The following is a 17,632-nucleotide window of genomic DNA, read 5'->3' as shown; positions in this document are numbered from 1 at the left end:
GAAATGAGTGTGGGCGTTAAAGATATCAAAACCGGTAAAGCGGCAACAAGAGTGCAGTACTGCTACCAGATATGGGACGAGTGCGGGGTACCTGGAACGTTTGAGTGTCCGGCCCGGGCGGATCTGCCAGGAGAGAACTGTTTTTACACACAGATTATTACGTTTTGGCAAATAGTGGCTGCTAAAGGGACAACCGGATATTGTCATATCCCGTTGTTTTACAGGGGCGATCCTTTTGGATCGCCCTTTTTTAGTGGTTATATAATGATGCAGGCGGCTTTTGGGATTTTAGTTCCCCAAAGGCAGGAGATGGTTATTTACTGTATTCGTAGTCAGTATTGCCTTTGCTGTTGACTGGCTTCTGGCCGCCGGTACTGTAAATCATACTGGTAAAAGCTACTTTTACCGGCCGGTTGGCACTGTTATAAGTGTAGGCGTTCTTTTGCACGGTGACGATGGAGTCCTGTTTCCCGTTGAGGTTGACATACTGGATTTTCCTGGTTTCCAGCGGGTTCTGATCGCTGAATGTTTCATGTCCGGCGCCTTCCAGCAGATAACGCAGCAGGGGATGGGTGATATAGGTAGGATGCTGGTCAAAACCGGCTACTGACAAGAGAGAGATTACTTTTGAGCCGTCGGTTACTGTTTCTTTTTTGATGTTTTTTAGTTCGTAGGCATAGGAAGTGACAAATTTCAGGTTGGTGCCACCACCCGTTACCGAGGTGACGGTCACCAGGTTTCCGCCGGCGTCATAGGCGTATTTTTCATCCTCTTCCAGCTTGCCGGTTTCCAGGTCGTAAGTTGTTTTCCGGGAGATATTACCTTTAGCGTCCCATTCAAATTTTGTACTGCCGGACAGCATAAATTTTCCGGCTGACAGGAAGTCGGGAGAGTAATGCAGCACCTTTTGCAGTTTACCGTTGGCGTCATAGACAACAGTGTCTTTTTGCAGCAACATGCTACCGGCATATTGGGTAATAATAGCAGGCTGCAGCCGCTTGTTGTAGCTGATAAGATGAATGAGGCCGTCGGCGCCGCCCAGGCGGATACGGGTGAGCAGGTTAGGGGCTGGTGCGGCAGCCGGTGTGGCGGCAACATTTTCTCCATTGGCACTGTGACCAACTTCAGGAAGGTGCGCCTTGTTACAGGCCGATCCTGCCACCAGGGCGATGCCCAGCAGGGCTACAGACAGTGCGGAATGATGATTGTTTCGCTCGGTTTTGCGATGTTTCATAAAATTGCAGTTTAGGTTTTTACTCAGACAAATGGTATTTGTGATGATAAAGGCGTCGGGGCATAGTATACAACAGGAGGCGCTGTCCTCCTGCTGTATACTACTGGTTTCCGGTTTGCTGATGCAAAGAAAAAGAGAATACTTACCCGGCTATATGAATTTTGATCATCTTACCGGAATTGCTGACTAATGTGCAGAAATCCTGTACGATCTGCGTTAAAAGCGCGTTATGAGTCTCTAAAGCCCCGCCCGGTTTGGTTTTTTTTTGCTTTTTTGCAGTAAAATTGACTGATGCCTAAGCCATTCTTTTTGATAAAATCCTGGCCCGTCATTCTCACAATATGGTTAATGGATGTGGTACTTACCTTTTTGCAGGTCCACATGCAGGGGCTGCCTTACCTGGAAGCCTTCTGGCTGGCGGTGATCGAATCCATTCCCGGGGCGCTCTGCGCTTTTTTGTTCTGTTACTGGCTGCTTCCGGTTTTTATGAAGCGCCGGAAAATGCTTCTGTTTGCCTTGCTGGCCGTGGTGATCTGCTTTGTTGCCAGCCTGGCCACCGTGATTTTAAGTTTGCCGATGTTATGTGAAAGTGCCGGCAAGGTAATGGCCGCCCCTCAAACATGCGGCCTGCAGACGGTGTTCCCCGGTCACTTTATCGGCATGCTTTTTACCAGCGGAACAGTCTGTGGTATTCGCTTTTACCAGGAATATGTTAAGACCCTGATAGATCACGAGCAGCTCCATACCACCCACCTGGAAGCGGAAATGAGACTGCTGCGGGACCAGCTGAACCCGCATTTTATGTTTAATATGATGAACAGCATCCATGTGCTGATAGAAAGGGATGCCGGCCAGGCTGCCGACATGGTGCTGGAGTTCTCCGATATGCTAAGGTACCAGCTCCACGATGCTTCCAGGCCTGCCATACCACTGCAGCAGGAAGTGGGCTACCTCCAGAATTATGTGAATGTGGAAAACAAACGGCGATGCAATGAGCTGAAAGTAACCTGTAACTGGGAAACACCGCTACCGCCTTATTACATCTCACCATTGATCCTGGCGCCCTTTGTAGAGAATGCTTTTAAGCATGTATCCCAGTTTCCGGACCAGGATAACTTTATAGGAATAGATCTCTTCCTGGAGGAGGACACGCTTTTTTTTGTCGTTAAAAACAGTAAAGAGCCCGACCCGTTGGACATCGCAGAGGATGCCCGTCCCAAGGGGATCGGGCTGGCCAATGTGCGGAAAAGACTCCTCCTTCTATACCCCGATCAGCACTTTTTGTCAATAGAAGAAACAGCAGACCTGTTCGTGGTTTATCTCGAAATAAAAACCGATGTTCTCAGATAAAAAAAGCAGTATGGAAATTAAATGTATTATCGTGGATGACGAGGCCCTGGCCAGGGAAGGATTAAAAAAATACATCGGGACGTTGGATTTCCTGTCGTTGGTGGCCAGCTGCAATAATGTGGCTTCGGCGCGTAAAACATTGGAGACAACCCCTGTGGACCTCATGTTTCTCGATATCAATATGCCCAAGGCGAGCGGACTGCAGCTGTTGGAGACATTGTCGGATCCTCCGGTGACCATCCTGGTGACGGCCTACCCGGACTATGCGCTGGATGGCTTCCGGCTGAATGTACTGGACTACCTGTTGAAACCACTCTCGCTGCAACGCTTTACCCAGTCGATGCTCAAAGCACAGGACTATTTCGGGCTTCGCCGGCAGCCGGCGGTCACCGCCAATTCTCCCGTAAGAGACTACATCTTCGTAAAACATAAACAGGTATACGAAAAGGTGATGCTGGCTGATATTCTTTTCGTGGAAAGCATGCAAAACTATGTGCTCATCCAAACCATCCATACGAAGATTATAGCCTACCTGACGTTTAAAAACGTAGAGCAACAGCTGCCGTCGGATAGCTTTCTGAAAATACATAAGTCATATATCGTCAACCTCCATCAGGTAAATAAACTGGACAGCAATATGGTGCAGGCCGGAGGGCATACCCTGCCGGTGAGCCGCAGCCAGCGGGAATTGCTGATGCAGGTGGTGAGTAAACGGCTGCTGAGTAAATAGGGTACATGTCGCTGGCGCATACAGGTCTGTTTATCTTAAAAAATGGAGTACCTTTTTGCCGGATTATATGGTAAAGTCAACATAACAGGAACATCTTTATGAATAAGCTATTGATCGTATTGGGAGCGCCCAATGATCATTTGGGGAATCTGTCACAGATCGCTGAGGACAGGTTGGCCTGCACCTGTCACTTTTACGGCGCCAACAATGATTTTAAAATTATTTGTACGGGTGGCTTTGGTCCGCATTTTAATACGACTGACCGGCCACATTATGATTATGCAAAAAAGTACCTGACAGACAGGAATGTTCCTGCCGGCGCTTTTTTAGACTGTCCGCTGTCTGCCAATACAATTGAAGACTTTCAAATGACCAGGGAGCGGGTACTGGAAGAAAAACCTGACATACTGGTGGTAATCACCTCCGACTTCCATCTCCCAAGGGCCAGGTTTTTGTATGACAGAATTATTGGGTATCCGCGGGTGGTATTTCTCCCGGCGCCTTCTGCTTTGCCCCCGGAGCAACTTTCACCTTTGCTGGAACATGAAGCACGGGCATTACAAAAATTACAGGAAAGGGATTATACCGGATAACCTGTTGCAAGATGGGTTAATATTGTATCAGAATTGAGCAAACTTTGTGTTGTTACCTGAAAAGGTGTTTTGTATATTTAAAGGAAGCTGTATTTTACTAATGTACAGATATTTTATTCCACGTTAAATAAAGTCAACATCTATGACTAATGGTAAAATTAACAAAAGCGCGCTGTTTACAGGTAGCTGTTTTGCTTTAATTACAACTGCTTTTACTTTCTCCATCCGTGCGGGCATTTTGCCGCAGCTGGCTGCCCGGTTTAACCTTACCGGTGAGCAATTAGGATTTATTAACCTGATGTTCTTTTTAGGGTTTCCTGTCTCTATGATCATCGGCGGTTTGGTATATCATTCTTTTGGCCCGAAGAGAATTATGCAGGTGGCTTTTGTGACCCATACGATTGGTATTTTGATGACGATATATTCGGGAGGATATGTCAGTCTGCTGGCATCCACGCTGTTTATCGGATTTGGTAACGGCTGCACTGAGGCTGCCTGTAACCCTTTGATCGCAGACGCCTTTGCCGGCCGCGATATGAATAAGATGCTGAACAGGTTTCATATGTGGTTTCCCGGCGGCATTGTGATTGGCTCGCTGATTTCAAAATTTATGACAGACCTTCATCTGGGATGGCAGGCGCAGATGTGGGTGACCATGGCGCCTACTATCATGTATGCTGTTTTGTTCTACGGGAAAACTTTCGTGGTAAGGGAAGAAGCAGCTACAAGTTCCCTCTCGCAAAATTTTGCAGCGATGCTAAGCCCGCTCTATATATTCCTGTTTATTTGCATGGCCTTTACGGCTATAACGGAATTTGGCCCTAACCAGTGGGTGAGTGTTATCATGAGTAACAGTGGTGCCAGTCCTATGCTGATTCTTGCGCTCACCACCGGGTTGATGGCCGCGGGCAGATTTTTTGCAGGCCCGGTCGTGCGCCTGTTGGGGCAAACGGGGGTGCTTTTAACATCTGCTGTTTTAGCTACCATTGGCATTTACATGTTCAGTACGGTAACTGGTCCGCTCGCTTATGTTGCTACGGTGATATTTGCCCTGGGCGTATGTTATTTCTGGCCCGTGATGGTGGGCAGTGTTGCACAACGGGTACCTGAAAGCGGCGCCCTGGGGATGTCCATCATCGGCGGAATCGGGATGTTCTCTACTGCCATATTCCAACCGTTTATCGGAAGCTGGATCGATTCGGCAAGGGCGGAAAAAGCGGCAGCGGGCCTCACCGGCGGAGCGTTGGAGCTGGCTGCCGGTCAGGCCACACTGGTAAATATGATTACTTTCCCGGCGATATTGATCGTCCTGTTTACCATTTTATTTTTCTGGCAGCGGAAAGCGACTTTTGCTCCCACTGCAGCGGCGCATTAACGCGAGGTTGGGATATGTCAACCGGGCCGTGGAGGATCATAACGCAATAATCCTGATGTTGTCATGATACGCAATGCGTGTGGCGACAGACCCGTTCGCGGTTGATTGGTCCGCGCGATACAATCCCCATTTGATATAGCCATAGGCGCTGGTCGAGTTATAGGTCGACTCATTGGAATATTGTGCTTTCAGCGTATAGCTTCCGCCCGGAAGCCTGGTATATACGCTGTAGGTGCCTGTGCCGCTGTTGGACCATAATACATCCACCCGGAAGTCTATCCATTGATTGATATAGCCGGTGTAATCAGCTACCAGGTTGTCCTGGGCACTTGCGCCGTGCCTGAAAACGATCGCATTTCTTTTAGCGGCTATGAAAAACGAGGGGCCGCTGCTAGTTGGTTTTGCCTGGAACAGGATTTCTGCATCGGCCGGCATGGGGGAGGTCCAGGTGGTCCAGTCTTTCAACAGCACACTGAATTCGTAGCGCCTGGCGTCGCCAGGCTGATACCTGGCACTGGTAATGTTTAGAGCGTCGCTTTCGCTTCTGGGCTGGCCGGCAGAACTATAGGCGGTATCGTCCAGCGTGACTTTATGCGCGATACCGTAGTTGCCCGTACTGCCTGGTGTGATCATATAAGCTGCGTCGGGTGCTGAGGCGGCTGTAGTGCCAAGACCCGCGATGCCCGAGTTAAGCGTACCGGATTCATAGCTAACGTTGAGCAAGGTGTCACCTGTTGCCAGCGCTTCGGGTTTCGGGCTGCTGTTCGTTGCCGGTACTGTTTCGATGGACTGTTGCTCTTTTTGGCATGATGTCAGGGGAATAACAGACACCATCGCCAGAAAGGCGATACACTGAAAAAACACAGGGCTTCTTTTCATAGCGATTTGTTTAGGTTGATGAATAAATATCATGGTTAATTTTACCATCCGGTAGCAAACAATCTTCTGGCGCCTTTTATGCCGCAATGCTGATACTGATGATAGGCCTGCGCCACCCGCTCATGAATAACGGCGGGCTTTTCCCGCTGCAGCCATCCGTTAATGACCGGTACGAGGGTATATGCTTCGGGCGACATCAGGTGAGTGGTCCAGATGAGGGGCTGTGCCCCTGTCTTGTGGATACTCTCCGAAAAATAAGGCTTGCTGGCGCAAGCGAAGATAGCGACGTCCCTTTGCTGGTTGTCGCTTTTGGCAGGCGTGGCCGGCAGCGTAAAATCCATTAGCCCGTTATGCCCTACGAAAACGATCAGCCCCGCATGACCACCGGCACGGATCGTAGCGGTATCCACCGTGATCTGCGTTTTTTTCTGCCCGGCCGCATAATGCAGAAAATCCGTAATGGTCTCTTTCATTTTTGCGCCGTCATAGGCGTCAGCGATCAGATAGGTGTTGGTTTTACGATGTTTAAAAACGATACGTTCATATATATTATTGCCGGGATGCGGTAGCTGTTTGATCAGCTGCCAGTCGGCCTGTTTCTTCAAAAAAGTTTTAACGCCGTATCCGCAGCCCCAGTACAGGTTATTAGCGGGATCCTGCCCGTTCCCGATCCTGGGAGGCACCTTTACGATGCCCTGGTATTTGTTATCACAGAGGGCTACCAATACGTGAATAGCAGGAGACTGGCTATAGGCGTTTACACCTGTCAGCAAAAGACTTAAAAGCAGGGTTAATCTGAACATATGGCATTTTTCCGTGTAAGATGCCGGAAGTGTTTTATTCCATAAAGTTGCCGTTACTTTTATGCCAACGGTCGATACGAAATGAGACGCAGGGAAAGTACAGCGCCTTTTTCATTACAAAAAAGGCGCGTTCAGAAAATCTTTCAGTGGCTTCAACGTTTTGTAAATAGCAGCAAATTGTTGCGGAGCGTCTTTTGCCAGCAGCTCTTTGTCGGCATCTCTTCCCGGGCGCTGTTGTAAAGATGTTTATGCGCAGTAAACCATTCCCGGTTGTTGTTGGCAGCCAGCGCTGTCAGAAAATTCAGCACGGATATATTCATAGCTGTTAGTTGATAGAGTGGACCGCCATTTTATTTCCTTCTGTGTCGATGAACATGCCGATATATCCTACTTCCGGGCTGATATGGGTTTTCGGCACAATTACTTTCCCGTTGTTGGACGCTACCCTGTCCAATACCGTTTGCAGGTCATGACCGCCATTCAGATATACGAGTACGCCGTCTGCGGAAGGCTTGTAGTCCGCACCCTGAACGATGGCTCCTGAGGCGTTTTTCCCGTCGCTGGGAAAGAACCCCATTTGGGTGCCGGATATTTCGGTCTCGGTGATTTCCAGCCCTAAGATGGCTTTGTAAAAAGAGACGGCTCTGCTAAAGTCTGTTGCGGGGATGTCGAAAAAATTGATCACGTTTTCCATTGTCATATATTTTATGTCGGCACAAAATTATTGTCCGCGGAAAACATAAAATTGTAAAAATGGGACAAGGTCAATCCATCCTGTCAAAAATCAAAGACATCTTTAAGTGATCACCATAAAATTCTTTGGGCGTCAGCCCGGTGAATTCTTTGAAGTCTTTGATAAAGTGCGCCTGGTCGTAGTATTCGCCTTCGTAGGCCAGTGAGATCAGGCTGGTGACTTTTTCATTCAGCAACATTTTGAGGGCTGCCTGCAGCCGGATGGTTTTTGAAAGCTGCTTTGGGCTTAAGCCGATGGTGGAGGAGAATTTGCGCACCAGCTGCCGGCGGTTGATATTGGTTTGCCTGGAAAGCTCATCGACGGACAGCTGACCGTTGGCCGTCAGGATAGTGTCAACAGTAGATTTTACAATGTGGTCAATGGTTTGGGTATCGGCTAACTGCTTAAACAAAAAAGTTTCCGCCAGTTTTATCCGCTCTGTGGTGGTAGACGCCTGAAGGACTTCCCGCCCTAGTACCGCACCTTCCTCTCCGAACAGTTCTTCCAGCGGAACGGCCGTGTTTTCCATCTCTTTGATGGGCATCGTGGCAAAAGGTAAAAACCCATAAGGATGAAAACAAACGAAGAAAGTGCCGGTTGCTCCAACGGGTTCTACATCGAGCGGTTGCGTCAGCTGGCCGATGACAAAACACTTTGGAAGGGCAAAACTGTCACCGTTGTCTGTGTACCGCTTGTAAGGTGCGCCATAGTGAAAAATCATCTTCATCCTGCCGTCGGGAACGATGGTGTTTATCTGAGGGGTGTTTTCTTTGGGGCTCTCCAGTGTCCAGTAACACGCAACGAAGGATGCCAGGTCTTTGTGCGGTGCAAATATCCGGTGATTCATGGAAGATTTGTTTTGGACGAAAGCAATCCCTTCGCCAGTACATCCTCTCCCCATATCTCCATCAGATCCACTATCGGCAGCAACGACGCTCCCAGCTCCGTTAAAAAATACTCCACTTTCGGCGGCAACACCGGGTAAATGACTTTCCTGATAACGCCGTGCTCTTCCAGTTCTTTTAACTGCAAACTCAGCACCCGCTTGCTGGCGGCAGGATGATGCCGCGCCAGTTCGCTGGGACGGTGTATTCCCTTATGGATAGAATTAATTAAGCAGGGCTTCCATTTGCCCCCGATAATTTCAAGCGTTACCCCGATGCCGCAACTCAGGTCCTTCGGATTTTTCTTCTCGTACATAGGCACAAAAGTAGGGCATATCGCTTAATGCGGGCATAGGGGCAAAATTTTCACTATAGCAGAATTTTTACCCTTATTTTTCACCCCGGCGTGTCGCTATACCTTTGTCAGCATTAAATAGCAGGCATATGGAATTATCAAACAGAGACAAAGCAGCAGCGATACAGAACAGCATCGAAACCGAAACACTGGCGGAAATTGGTTTAATTGATCCGGTTTCTTACAAACAGCACAATCCTCATGTGGCTACGGGGTTGCAGGCCATCCTGGAACTGCATGGACAGATGCCGATGGACAAAGTATATACCAATGTGGTCCGCAAGTTCCAGGATGGCGACATCGGCTTTGTGCACGTAGATTATTTTTTGTTTGAGCCCACGGTGGCTTTCGATATCCATCGTTTTGAAGAGGGCAGGAGTGTGGAGCACTGGGACAATCTCCAGGCCAATCCCCTGCAGCGGAACAAGAGCGGGAGAACGATGACCGACGGCAAAACGAAAGCGACAGATCATCATAAAACGGTTGCCAACAAAGCGCTCGTCCGCCGTTTTGTGCAGGAGGTGCTGATAGAAGGGAATACGGAAAGGCGCTCGCTGTACTTTAAGGATGACGAGCTCATTCAGCATAACCCGCACATGGGAGACGGCGTCAGCGCGTTTTTTAGCGTGCTGGAGGAATGGAAGGCAGCAGGGAAACCACAAACCTACCATACCATCCATAAGGTGCTGGGAGAAGGCAATTTCGTCCTGGTGTTAAGCGAGGGGTACCTGCACGGCGTGCATTCGGCGTTCTACGATTTATACCGGGTCCATAACGACCGGATCATCGAACATTGGGACGTGATCGAAGAGATACCACCCGTTGAAAAACGGAAGAACGACAATGGAAAGTTTTAGTAACAGGGCGCAGAGGATGCGCCCTTTTTCGTGCCGGTTGGAAATTACACCACGGTAACCTTCGATAAATCCGCTACCCGTAACCCTTTCAGGGCCGCATAGGTTATTTTGTCCATGGTGGCGCCGTCAAAACAAACGGTCTGGAAATCGAGGTGTGACCTGTTGGTGAGGGAGAACGGCAGTTTGAAAGACACGTTCCTGAGCGTGGCGCCGCTGAAAGAGGCGTCTTTTAACGCAGACTTGTCGAACTTCACGCCGATGAAAGTTTGCCCGTCAAAGTGCATGCCCCGCATATCGCATTGATGGAAGTCGGTGCCGTTGAAAGTACAGCGCTCAAACCGTGTTTGCTGAAGGTCAACTTTGGTCAGCCGGGCATCGAGAAAGGTGACATCGGTGAATATGGCGCCATGTCCTGCTATATGCAGCCTGGTGCGGACAAGGATGGAGCGGTGGAAGCTGGCGTCTGTGAGGTCGGTGATGGAAAAACTGCAGTCGGTCAGGTTGGCGCCGTCAAAATTGGCTCCGCGGGCGTCGAGGACTTCAAAGGTGCTGCCTGTTAAATCTGCTCCTTCGAAATTAGCGCCCTGCAGGGAACCGGCCTTAAACTTTCCTTTGTGCAGCGTAGCGCCGGCAAAATTTTCCTGCTGCATGTCAACTGCCGTGAGACGCAGCGGTACCTGCCGTTCCTCTGAAGGCAGGATCTCTGCTGCCGGTTGTTTAACCGGTGAGGTGGCGGGTATTTCAGCCGTGCCGTTTTCAGAGAAATAATTCAGGTCAACCTCCAGCATTTCCGCCAGACGGTAGAAGGTGGTGATGTCCGGCATGGATTCGCCCCGTTCCCATTTACCGACAGCTTGCGGACTGATAAACAGCTGTTGCGCCAGTCCTGCCTGGGAGAGACCTTTGGCTTTACGTGCCCGGGTAATTTTGCTGCCGATGATCTTAGTATCCATATAGTATCCTTTTTTGCGACGCAGTAAAGATATCCTGCTTTCTCCCGGTAATCGAAAAAATGAAGGCAACTGTTGGTTGTAATGCAGCTACTTATTGTTGTTATGCTGTGTGTTGCGCTGTTTCGCTGCTGTAAACCGGGCCATCCTCTCTTGCTGTTCCTGTGCCAGTTGCGCCAGCTTTTCTTCTCCCAACGCTTCCGTCAGCATATCATCGATGGATTTGTTCCTGGCATTGGAAAACAACTCCTGGTGTTTGTTTTCCGTCTCTTTCAGGATGTTGACCACCACTTGTTTGTCCTTTGGGTCGATGTTATGATACATCAGGAGGTTGGGCTTGTAGAGCAGCGGGTACACCCTGGCCAGTATTTTTTCACCGGCTTTGGTGATGCTGACCAGTTTGGCCCGTTTATCGTCCGGATCTGTCCGTTCGGTGATATACCCTTGTTTCTTCAGTTTGTTAAGGATGTCGATACCGGTCGTTTGTTCGGTGAAGTTATATTGTATGACCTGTGTTTTCTTGACTTCTTTTAACTGGTAAATGGTATTCAGAAAATAGAACCACTCCAGTTCAAAGCCGGGCAGCTCCTGCAGGGCCATTTTGGCGTAGGCTGTCTGCATACTCGCCAGCCTGCCGATCAGTTTGGCGAATACCGTGTCCAGGTCCAGCGGCGCAAGGCCGCTGAAAAGCTGCTGATTACTCTCTGTCGCTAAAAAATGCATACAGAATTCCGTGGCAGACAAACCGGGGTTCTTCTGTGTATAGGCCTCCCAAGCGCTGATCAGTTTCGTAAGTTCTCCCATGATTTACATCGAATTCGATATAAAAGTAGGAAAAAAAGGACCGATAATTTGTTGAATTCGATTTTATAACTAATTTTACATCGAAATAGATATATTTTATATTGAAATAAATCTAAAACGATATAATTGCTTCTTTCTTAAAATCGAATAAAAAATGATTAAAATGGATAATATAACAACCGGTTATCTGATGCGGGCCGAACTCTGGTTATTCATTACCACCTTGCTATACTTTCTAATGAACGGAGCGCAGCTGTTTGAGACGCTGGTATTTGTGCCGAAATGGACGGAGGCCCCGCCAGCAAATTTCAACCTGTTGCTGGACGGTCAGGGCGCCAGCCTGAAAAATTTCTGGATCGTTTTTCACTCCATACATGAAGTGACTTTCCTGCTCGCCATTGTCTTCTGTTGGAAAATCGACTTTGCCAGGAACTGGCTGCTGATTTTATTCGCGGTCCACTTTGCGGTAAGGGTGTGGACGCTGGCCTTTTTTGCACCGAACATCATTCATTTCCAGAAGATAGCTGAAACGCCGGTTGTTGTAAACGATCTTGCGGCGAAAACATCCCTCTGGCAAACGCTCAACTATATCCGCGTGGCTATCTTTATCGCGGTTTCCATTGGATTGATTCCGTTATGTATCCGCATATGGAACCTACGTGCATAACATTTTGCAGATAACCTATGCCGGCTGACGATGCCAGTGCAGCAGAGATGTGGTCGCAAAAAAAAACAAACCCGCCCGGTTTTCTCCGGGCGGGTTTGTTTTTTAGAATCTTCTCTCAATAGCCTGGAAACTGCACCAGCTTTTTATTCCGGTCTATCTCACTCTGCGGAACAGGATAGAAATAAAACTTGGGCTGCCATGCGGCCCTGGTAAATGAAACCGTTCTTTGATGAAACTCGGGGTCCGATAGCGAGCTTCCTTTTTCGATGTTCATCCCGTGGAAAGCGCCGCCCTGGTGCTGGTCAGCTTTGTCGGCCACTTTCCAGCGACGCACGTCCCAGTAGCGATGACCTTCAAACATCAGTTCGATGCGGCGTTCGAGTTGTATCTGCGCCCGCATTTCCGCCTGGGACATGCCGGGCAGCAGGTCGGGCAGACCGCCTCTGTTGCGGATCTTGTTAAGATATCTGAGAATGTCGGCGTTGCCGGGTTCATATTCGTTGAGTGCTTCTGCATAGTTGAGATAGATCTCGCCAAGGCGGATCATCATGGCCGGGCGGGTGAAATTGCGCCCTGTCCGGAAATCGGTGTTAGGGTGAATGTTCTTCCGGGCAGTGTAACCGGTGGAGGGCCAGTCGCGCGGCGCGCCGTTTTTACCGGAATTGCCGGTAAAGAAAAATTCCACTCTCGTTTGTCCGGATTCAGGAACGACGGGCACTGTTGCGCCATTAAAGGTCACATCTACATAAAAACGCGGTTCACGGCCGGTGTACATATTGTAGGTACCGCTCACATAGTAGGGAGTGGCGGTATTGGTAAAACCGTTCTCTGTGTAACCGCTGCCGGCATCACCGGTGGCTTTGCCGTTGGCCATCCGGAAAATATCCACCTGCTCCTGTGTGACGGCGATGCCGTTCCAGCCCTGACCGTTGGCGCAGCGCGGAGCGCAGTGGCGCTCCCAGTTGCCGACGTGACTGGAAGACGTGCGTATCCAGATAGCTTCTTTCTGCCAGCCGTCGAAAAAGAGATTGCGGCAGGAGAGATAGGCGGCACGGAAAGGATCGGGGTCTGACACGGTATAGAGTTCCCAGCGGTTGAGATCAATGACAGCTTTAGCGGCATCGGCGGCTCTTTTCCATTTCTCTTTATCATACGCCTGGTTAAACAATACGGTGCCATCAGGATTGGTGAAAGAAGCCAGGTCTTTATTCCCGTTGAACAACGGGCTGGCATGATACAGCAGTATCTGCGATTTGACAGCCAGGATGATCGGCTGGGTAATACGTCCCGTTTGAGTAACATCTGGCTGCGTAGGATCTACCGGGTTTACATGCTGTACCGGCACATCAGGGAATGCTTTGTCCATTTCCGAGATCACGTAAGACACGCAGGCATCCCACGGACTGCGGGGTATCTGAAAATCATCTTCCGGGAGACTGGGCGTTTCGCCCATCAGCACCACGGGGCCATACTGCCGCATCAGCAGCCAGTAGTAATAGGCCCGCAGGAAACGGGCTTCGGCTTTGTATTGTTTCAGGAGCCGTTCGCCATCAGGAAGCGCTTTGATCTCCTGGTTCTCGTCCGCATGCTGCAGGAAGATGGCAGCCTGCCGGATGGTCTGATAGTAGCTGTTCCAGTACGAAGGACTGGCATTGTCGGGAGCGATGGCGCCGGAGTTGATGCCGGGCTGGGACCAGGCGTAGTCGGCTTCGTCGCATTGCCCGGTCCATGGGGTAGTGTAAGGCTGCGCCCACATATCGGGCATGGGATTGTACAGCCGCGCCAGCCATTGCTCGGTCATGGAACGGTTGGTGAATACATCTTTCAGCGTGGTAATATTGTCCGGCACCGTGTCGAGGTACCCTTTCTTACAACCTGCGGCACACAGCAACAGCAGGAAGAACAGCAGTATGTTTTTGTATGAATAGGTCATGATGTTAGGTTTTATTTGAAACTGGCACGGATACCGAAGTTGTAAGTAGTGGTGTTGGGATAGGCGGTGCCTCTGCCGTCGCCCAGCTCGGGGTCCCATATTTTCCAGGGTGAGATGGTAAAGAGGTTGGTGCCGTTCACATAGGCCCGCAGCGTCTTCAGGCCGTATTTCTGCAGCCTCCGCATACCGAAGGTATAACCCAGCTCCGCGCTTTTGAGACGGATATAATCCGCCCGTTTGAGCCACCAGGTGCTCGCGTAATAATTGGTAGTGATGTCCTGTCGGGTTGACATACGTGGATAGAAAGGCTTGCTGTTGGGATTGTCCGGCGTCCAGCGGTCGGTGGCCGCCGTATAGAGGTTACCGATAGTAGGACCTTCGTAGAACGGGTTGGTGCCATGCCCGCCGCTGTACATGAAGTCTGCCATGGCTACGCCCTGGAAGAAAAGGCTCAGGTCAAACCCTTTGGCGCCAACGCTGAAGTTGAGGCCGTATACAATGCGGGGTACCGAGCCATAACCGATAGCCTGCTGATCGTAACTGTTGATGATGCCGTCGCCGTTAAGGTCCTGGTATTTGATGTCGCCCGGCCGCACATCGCCGGACTGTTTGGGAGATTTGGCAATGTCTGCGGAATCGGAGAAAAGGCCGAGCGCTACATAACCGAAACGCTGATCGATGGTATGACCGGTGCGGTTCAGCCACGGGTACTGCCACGGCGGAAGGCCGTCATACACGTTTTTGTTGATGTTGAAGTTAAAATTGCCTCTGAAAGCCGCCCAGTAATTTTTGGAAAACGTTTTATTATATTCTACCGTTACGTCGATACCCTTGTTTTCCGTGATTCCGATGTTGCGGTAAGGAATGTTGTCTGTCGTATAGCCGGAAGAGTAAGGTATGTCGTACTGGCGCAGCAGGATACCTGTCCTCCTTTCTTTAAACAGCTCCACGATCACAGATAGTTCATCTTTAAATGCTTTTATTTCGATACCCAGGTTTTGACGCTTGCCGGTTTCCCAGCTTACTTCTGAACCGATCTGGTCTTCTTCCATGCCCCAGAAAGAGGTGGTATTACCTGGCACGCCGAACGTGTAACCGAGGTCGTCTTTGTTTTTTATCCTTGTCAGGAAGAGGAAACGGGAGCCGGTGTTGCTGTTGCCGGACAAACCGTAGGTGTACCGCACTTTGAAATAAGAGAGCACGTTGCTCAGCGGTTCAAAAAAATGTTCGTTGGAGATGACCCATCCTGCGCCAAAGGAAGGAAACAGGCCATACCGTTTTTTAGGGGTGAAGTTCTCTGAACCGTTGTACCCGAAATTGGCTTCCGCAAAATAGCGGCTCTTGTAGCCGTAAGTCGCCCTGCCGCTCAGGCCCCTTACACGGAAAGGGATAGAGCTGATGAGGTCACCGGCGTCGCCGTCGATGTAGTCGGACTGGTTATACAGTAACAGCGCGGATACGTCGTGGTCCCCGAATTTACGGGCATAGTTCAGCGCTGTTTCGGTATAGAAACGGCGGTCGCCGCCTCTGGACACTTCAAAGCCCAGTACATTGGACCCGGGATCTACCACGCGCGTCAGCAGGTTGCCGGCGGAATCACGCCCGGTGGCGTAATAGGTTTGTACTTCCCTTTTCCTGTTTAGGTTATTCCAGCTGTAGGAATCAAAGGCGAACATGCTGGTGGCCGAGAGCCCTTTCAGGATAAAATCCAGTTGCTGCCGCACGCGGATATTGGAACGGATGTTATTGCGGTATTCGGTGGCATAGCCGGACTGTGTCAGGTTACGGTACGGACTGGGGTAACTGCCGCCGGGTATTTTAGGCCATTGCCCGTTGGAATACTGCGGTGGTATCAGGTGCGGCGGTACCTGTGTGGCCAGGTCAAACAACGCGCCGGTACCGATACCGGGATAGTTGCTGTTGATGATATAGCCATTGACACCCAGTTCCAGCTTGGTGGTCCTGGTGATATTGGCGTCTACATTGGTGGTGAAGTTGTAGCGGTCGAGCTTTATTTCAGAGTTGTACGATTGCAGGTTGTCTCTTTTCAGCATGCCTACTTCTGAATAGTATCCCGCTGAAATATAGTACGTCGCGAATTCAGAGCCGCCGCGTACGTTCAGGTTGGCCCTTCTGTTCTGGCCATACTGGTTGAAGAGTGTTTTAAACCAGTCCACGTTCGGGTACAGGTCCGGATCTTCGCCGCTGATATGTTGCTGTATTCTTTCTTCCGAATAGAGCGGCGTCCTGCCGCGCATTTCGAGCCCTTCGTTGTAAAGACGCATGAACGTAGGCGCATCTACGAATTTGGGCAGTTGGGTGAATTTGGTGATGGCCTGGTTGAGTTCTATATTGATCTGCGGTTTGCCTGGTTTGCCGGTCTTGGTATTGACGAGGATCACGCCGTTGGCGCCACGGGTGCCATATACCGCGGTAGCGGATGCATCTTTTAACACGGTGAAGCTCTCCACGTCTTCAGGGTCGAGGTCATTGATGCTGCGGTCCGGCACGCCGTCTACGATGATGAGCGGTCCGCGGGGGCTGGAGCCGAAAGTAGAGATGCCCCTGATCCAGATGTCAGAGCCGTCATAGCCGGGTTCCCCGCTGCGCTGAACGGCCACTATGCCCGCCAGCCGGCCGCCCAGCGCATTCGTGAGGCTCCTCACCGGGAGCTTCAGTTCCTCCGGTTTGATGGTGGACTGTGCGCCCACCAGGCTGATTTTTTTCTGTGCACCGAAGCCTACTACAACTACTTCATTGAGACCTCCCTGCTTTGCCAGCATTTCGATGTTGATGTCTAGGCGGTTACGGACGCTGATCTGCTGCGTTTGATAGCCGATGTAGGAAAATTCGAGGGTGTCGGTCGGCTCTGCGTCCAGCTCGTAAAAACCTTTGTCATTCGTGGTGGTGCCAATGGGCGTTTTGATGACTTTAACGGTCACGCCTACCAGTGGCGCGCCGAGTTTGTCTTTTACCGTGCCGGAAACGTGGATTTTGGCGGCGGGTTTCGTGACGGGGGCCGGACGCGGCTCGGCCGGCGTGATGATATATTGTGAGGGGCCGGTCATGTTAAGGGTGAGGCCATAGGACTGTAGTATTTTCTGCAGCGAAGCGATAGCGGCAGACGCCCCGCTGTTCAGCAGGTTGTCGGGCACAAAAATGTTCTTCGCATATTTTTCATTCATCGCTATCCGCAGCTGGTATTTGTTATAAACTTTTTCCAGCGCGCTGGTGAGGGAGAGTACCTGCCGGGCAGGACTGGTATCGGCATTGCCGGACTTACGGTATTGGTATTGTGGTAACGGTGACGACTGTATGCCGGCCACTGCGTCCTGCGCCTGTGTGGCAGATGTGGTGACGCCCAGCAACAGGCACAGGCCGGCCATTCCCTTCAGGCAAAGCCGTAGAGATCCAAATTTCATAACGGATAAAATTTTGGTTAAAGACTACATAAAGCGATATGTGGAGGAGTTATCTGTCACGGG

17 protein-coding genes are annotated in these 17,632 nt (G+C 50.3%); 6 read left to right on the top strand and 11 right to left on the bottom strand.

Annotated elements, in window-relative coordinates:
* Positions 1–313: 313 nt before the first annotated feature.
* Entirely contained in the window at positions 314–1,234 is a 921-nt protein-coding gene (locus HF324_RS21335) for a hypothetical protein (protein ID WP_168860768.1), read from the bottom strand.
* A 348-nt stretch (positions 1,235–1,582) separates the two neighbouring features.
* On the opposite strand from HF324_RS21335, the gene HF324_RS21330 reads away from it, so the two are divergent.
* The 4 genes from HF324_RS21330 to HF324_RS21315 all read left to right on the top strand — a co-directional run bounded on the left by HF324_RS21330 (position 1,583) and on the right by HF324_RS21315 (position 5,282).
* On the top strand, positions 1,583–2,584 hold the full coding sequence (locus HF324_RS21330) for a sensor histidine kinase (RefSeq protein WP_168804422.1): 1,002 nt from the start codon (positions 1,583–1,585) through the stop codon (positions 2,582–2,584).
* 10 nt (positions 2,585–2,594) lie between these two features.
* Positions 2,595–3,314, top strand: coding sequence for a LytR/AlgR family response regulator transcription factor (locus HF324_RS21325; RefSeq protein ID WP_168860767.1), 720 nt, complete (start codon positions 2,595–2,597; stop codon positions 3,312–3,314).
* Between the two features lie 98 nt (positions 3,315–3,412).
* A complete protein-coding gene (locus HF324_RS21320; protein ID WP_168860766.1) occupies positions 3,413–3,907 on the top strand; it encodes a YdcF family protein in 495 nt (164 codons plus the stop codon).
* Positions 3,908–4,049: 142 nt separating this feature from the next.
* Entirely contained in the window at positions 4,050–5,282 is a 1,233-nt protein-coding gene (locus HF324_RS21315) for an MFS transporter (RefSeq protein WP_168804420.1), read from the top strand.
* A 36-nt stretch (positions 5,283–5,318) separates the two neighbouring features.
* Here HF324_RS21315 and HF324_RS21310 read toward each other — a convergent pair whose 3' ends face one another.
* The 6 genes from HF324_RS21310 to HF324_RS21285 form a co-directional block, all read right to left on the bottom strand.
* Positions 5,319–6,161, bottom strand: coding sequence for a heparin lyase I family protein (locus tag HF324_RS21310; RefSeq protein ID WP_168804419.1), 843 nt, complete (start codon positions 6,159–6,161; stop codon positions 5,319–5,321).
* 41 nt (positions 6,162–6,202) lie between these two features.
* On the bottom strand, positions 6,203–6,964 hold the full coding sequence (locus HF324_RS21305) for a hypothetical protein (RefSeq protein ID WP_168860765.1): 762 nt from the start codon (positions 6,962–6,964) through the stop codon (positions 6,203–6,205).
* A gap of 152 nt (positions 6,965–7,116) precedes the next feature.
* Positions 7,117–7,284, bottom strand: coding sequence for a DUF2461 family protein (locus HF324_RS21300; RefSeq protein WP_168804417.1), 168 nt, complete (start codon positions 7,282–7,284; stop codon positions 7,117–7,119).
* 5 nt (positions 7,285–7,289) lie between these two features.
* On the bottom strand, positions 7,290–7,658 hold the full coding sequence (locus HF324_RS21295; RefSeq protein WP_168804416.1) for a VOC family protein: 369 nt from the start codon (positions 7,656–7,658) through the stop codon (positions 7,290–7,292).
* Between the two features lie 70 nt (positions 7,659–7,728).
* Positions 7,729–8,544: a helix-turn-helix domain-containing protein gene (locus HF324_RS21290; RefSeq protein ID WP_168804415.1), complete on the bottom strand. Its 816-nt coding sequence runs from the start codon at positions 8,542–8,544 to the stop codon at positions 7,729–7,731.
* On the bottom strand, positions 8,541–8,897 hold the full coding sequence (locus HF324_RS21285) for a winged helix-turn-helix transcriptional regulator (protein ID WP_168804414.1): 357 nt from the start codon (positions 8,895–8,897) through the stop codon (positions 8,541–8,543). Before HF324_RS21285 ends, HF324_RS21290 begins: the two co-directional genes overlap by 4 nt.
* Before the next feature lie 128 nt (positions 8,898–9,025).
* On the opposite strand from HF324_RS21285, the gene HF324_RS21280 reads away from it, so the two are divergent.
* Positions 9,026–9,793 (top strand): nuclear transport factor 2 family protein, encoded by a 768-nt coding sequence (locus HF324_RS21280; RefSeq protein WP_168860764.1) that lies wholly within the window; start codon positions 9,026–9,028, stop codon positions 9,791–9,793.
* Positions 9,794–9,837: 44 nt separating this feature from the next.
* Here the strand turns inward: HF324_RS21280 and HF324_RS21275 are convergent, their stop codons facing one another.
* Entirely contained in the window at positions 9,838–10,746 is a 909-nt protein-coding gene (locus HF324_RS21275) for a pentapeptide repeat-containing protein (RefSeq protein ID WP_168860763.1), read from the bottom strand.
* An 87-nt stretch (positions 10,747–10,833) separates the two neighbouring features.
* Entirely contained in the window at positions 10,834–11,547 is a 714-nt protein-coding gene (locus HF324_RS21270; protein WP_168804411.1) for a MarR family winged helix-turn-helix transcriptional regulator, read from the bottom strand.
* A gap of 163 nt (positions 11,548–11,710) precedes the next feature.
* Here HF324_RS21270 and HF324_RS21265 point away from each other — a divergent pair, with 163 nt between their 5' ends.
* Entirely contained in the window at positions 11,711–12,214 is a 504-nt protein-coding gene (locus HF324_RS21265) for a transposase (RefSeq protein WP_168860762.1), read from the top strand.
* A gap of 115 nt (positions 12,215–12,329) precedes the next feature.
* Here HF324_RS21265 and HF324_RS21260 read toward each other — a convergent pair whose 3' ends face one another.
* Both HF324_RS21260 and HF324_RS21255 read right to left on the bottom strand, forming a co-directional pair.
* Positions 12,330–14,147 carry a RagB/SusD family nutrient uptake outer membrane protein gene (locus HF324_RS21260; protein WP_168804409.1) on the bottom strand — a complete coding sequence of 606 codons (1,818 nt, stop codon included), beginning with the start codon at positions 14,145–14,147 and terminating at the stop codon, positions 12,330–12,332.
* Between the two features lie 11 nt (positions 14,148–14,158).
* Positions 14,159–17,569: a SusC/RagA family TonB-linked outer membrane protein gene (locus HF324_RS21255; protein WP_168860761.1), complete on the bottom strand. Its 3,411-nt coding sequence runs from the start codon at positions 17,567–17,569 to the stop codon at positions 14,159–14,161.
* Positions 17,570–17,632 lie beyond the last annotated feature (63 nt).

This window comes from Chitinophaga oryzae, assembly GCF_012516375.2.
Classification (GTDB): domain Bacteria; phylum Bacteroidota; class Bacteroidia; order Chitinophagales; family Chitinophagaceae; genus Chitinophaga; species Chitinophaga oryzae.
The sequence above is the reverse complement of the archived record's forward strand: the minus strand, read 5'-3'. Positions and strand labels throughout refer to the sequence as shown.

Coding starts and splice junctions, on each gene's coding strand:
- HF324_RS21335 (WP_168860768.1), bottom strand. CDS start 1,234: ATGAAACATCGCAAAACCGAGCGAAACAATCATCATTCCGCACTGTCT.
- HF324_RS21330 (WP_168804422.1), top strand. CDS start 1,583: ATGGATGTGGTACTTACCTTTTTGCAGGTCCACATGCAGGGGCTGCCT.
- HF324_RS21325 (WP_168860767.1), top strand. CDS start 2,595: ATGGAAATTAAATGTATTATCGTGGATGACGAGGCCCTGGCCAGGGAA.
- HF324_RS21320 (WP_168860766.1), top strand. CDS start 3,413: ATGAATAAGCTATTGATCGTATTGGGAGCGCCCAATGATCATTTGGGG.
- HF324_RS21315 (WP_168804420.1), top strand. CDS start 4,050: ATGACTAATGGTAAAATTAACAAAAGCGCGCTGTTTACAGGTAGCTGT.
- HF324_RS21310 (WP_168804419.1), bottom strand. CDS start 6,161: ATGAAAAGAAGCCCTGTGTTTTTTCAGTGTATCGCCTTTCTGGCGATG.
- HF324_RS21305 (WP_168860765.1), bottom strand. CDS start 6,964: ATGTTCAGATTAACCCTGCTTTTAAGTCTTTTGCTGACAGGTGTAAAC.
- HF324_RS21300 (WP_168804417.1), bottom strand. CDS start 7,284: ATGAATATATCCGTGCTGAATTTTCTGACAGCGCTGGCTGCCAACAAC.
- HF324_RS21295 (WP_168804416.1), bottom strand. CDS start 7,658: ATGGAAAACGTGATCAATTTTTTCGACATCCCCGCAACAGACTTTAGC.
- HF324_RS21290 (WP_168804415.1), bottom strand. CDS start 8,544: ATGAATCACCGGATATTTGCACCGCACAAAGACCTGGCATCCTTCGTT.
- HF324_RS21285 (WP_168804414.1), bottom strand. CDS start 8,897: ATGTACGAGAAGAAAAATCCGAAGGACCTGAGTTGCGGCATCGGGGTA.
- HF324_RS21280 (WP_168860764.1), top strand. CDS start 9,026: ATGGAATTATCAAACAGAGACAAAGCAGCAGCGATACAGAACAGCATC.
- HF324_RS21275 (WP_168860763.1), bottom strand. CDS start 10,746: ATGGATACTAAGATCATCGGCAGCAAAATTACCCGGGCACGTAAAGCC.
- HF324_RS21270 (WP_168804411.1), bottom strand. CDS start 11,547: ATGGGAGAACTTACGAAACTGATCAGCGCTTGGGAGGCCTATACACAG.
- HF324_RS21265 (WP_168860762.1), top strand. CDS start 11,711: ATGGATAATATAACAACCGGTTATCTGATGCGGGCCGAACTCTGGTTA.
- HF324_RS21260 (WP_168804409.1), bottom strand. CDS start 14,147: ATGACCTATTCATACAAAAACATACTGCTGTTCTTCCTGCTGTTGCTG.
- HF324_RS21255 (WP_168860761.1), bottom strand. CDS start 17,569: ATGAAATTTGGATCTCTACGGCTTTGCCTGAAGGGAATGGCCGGCCTG.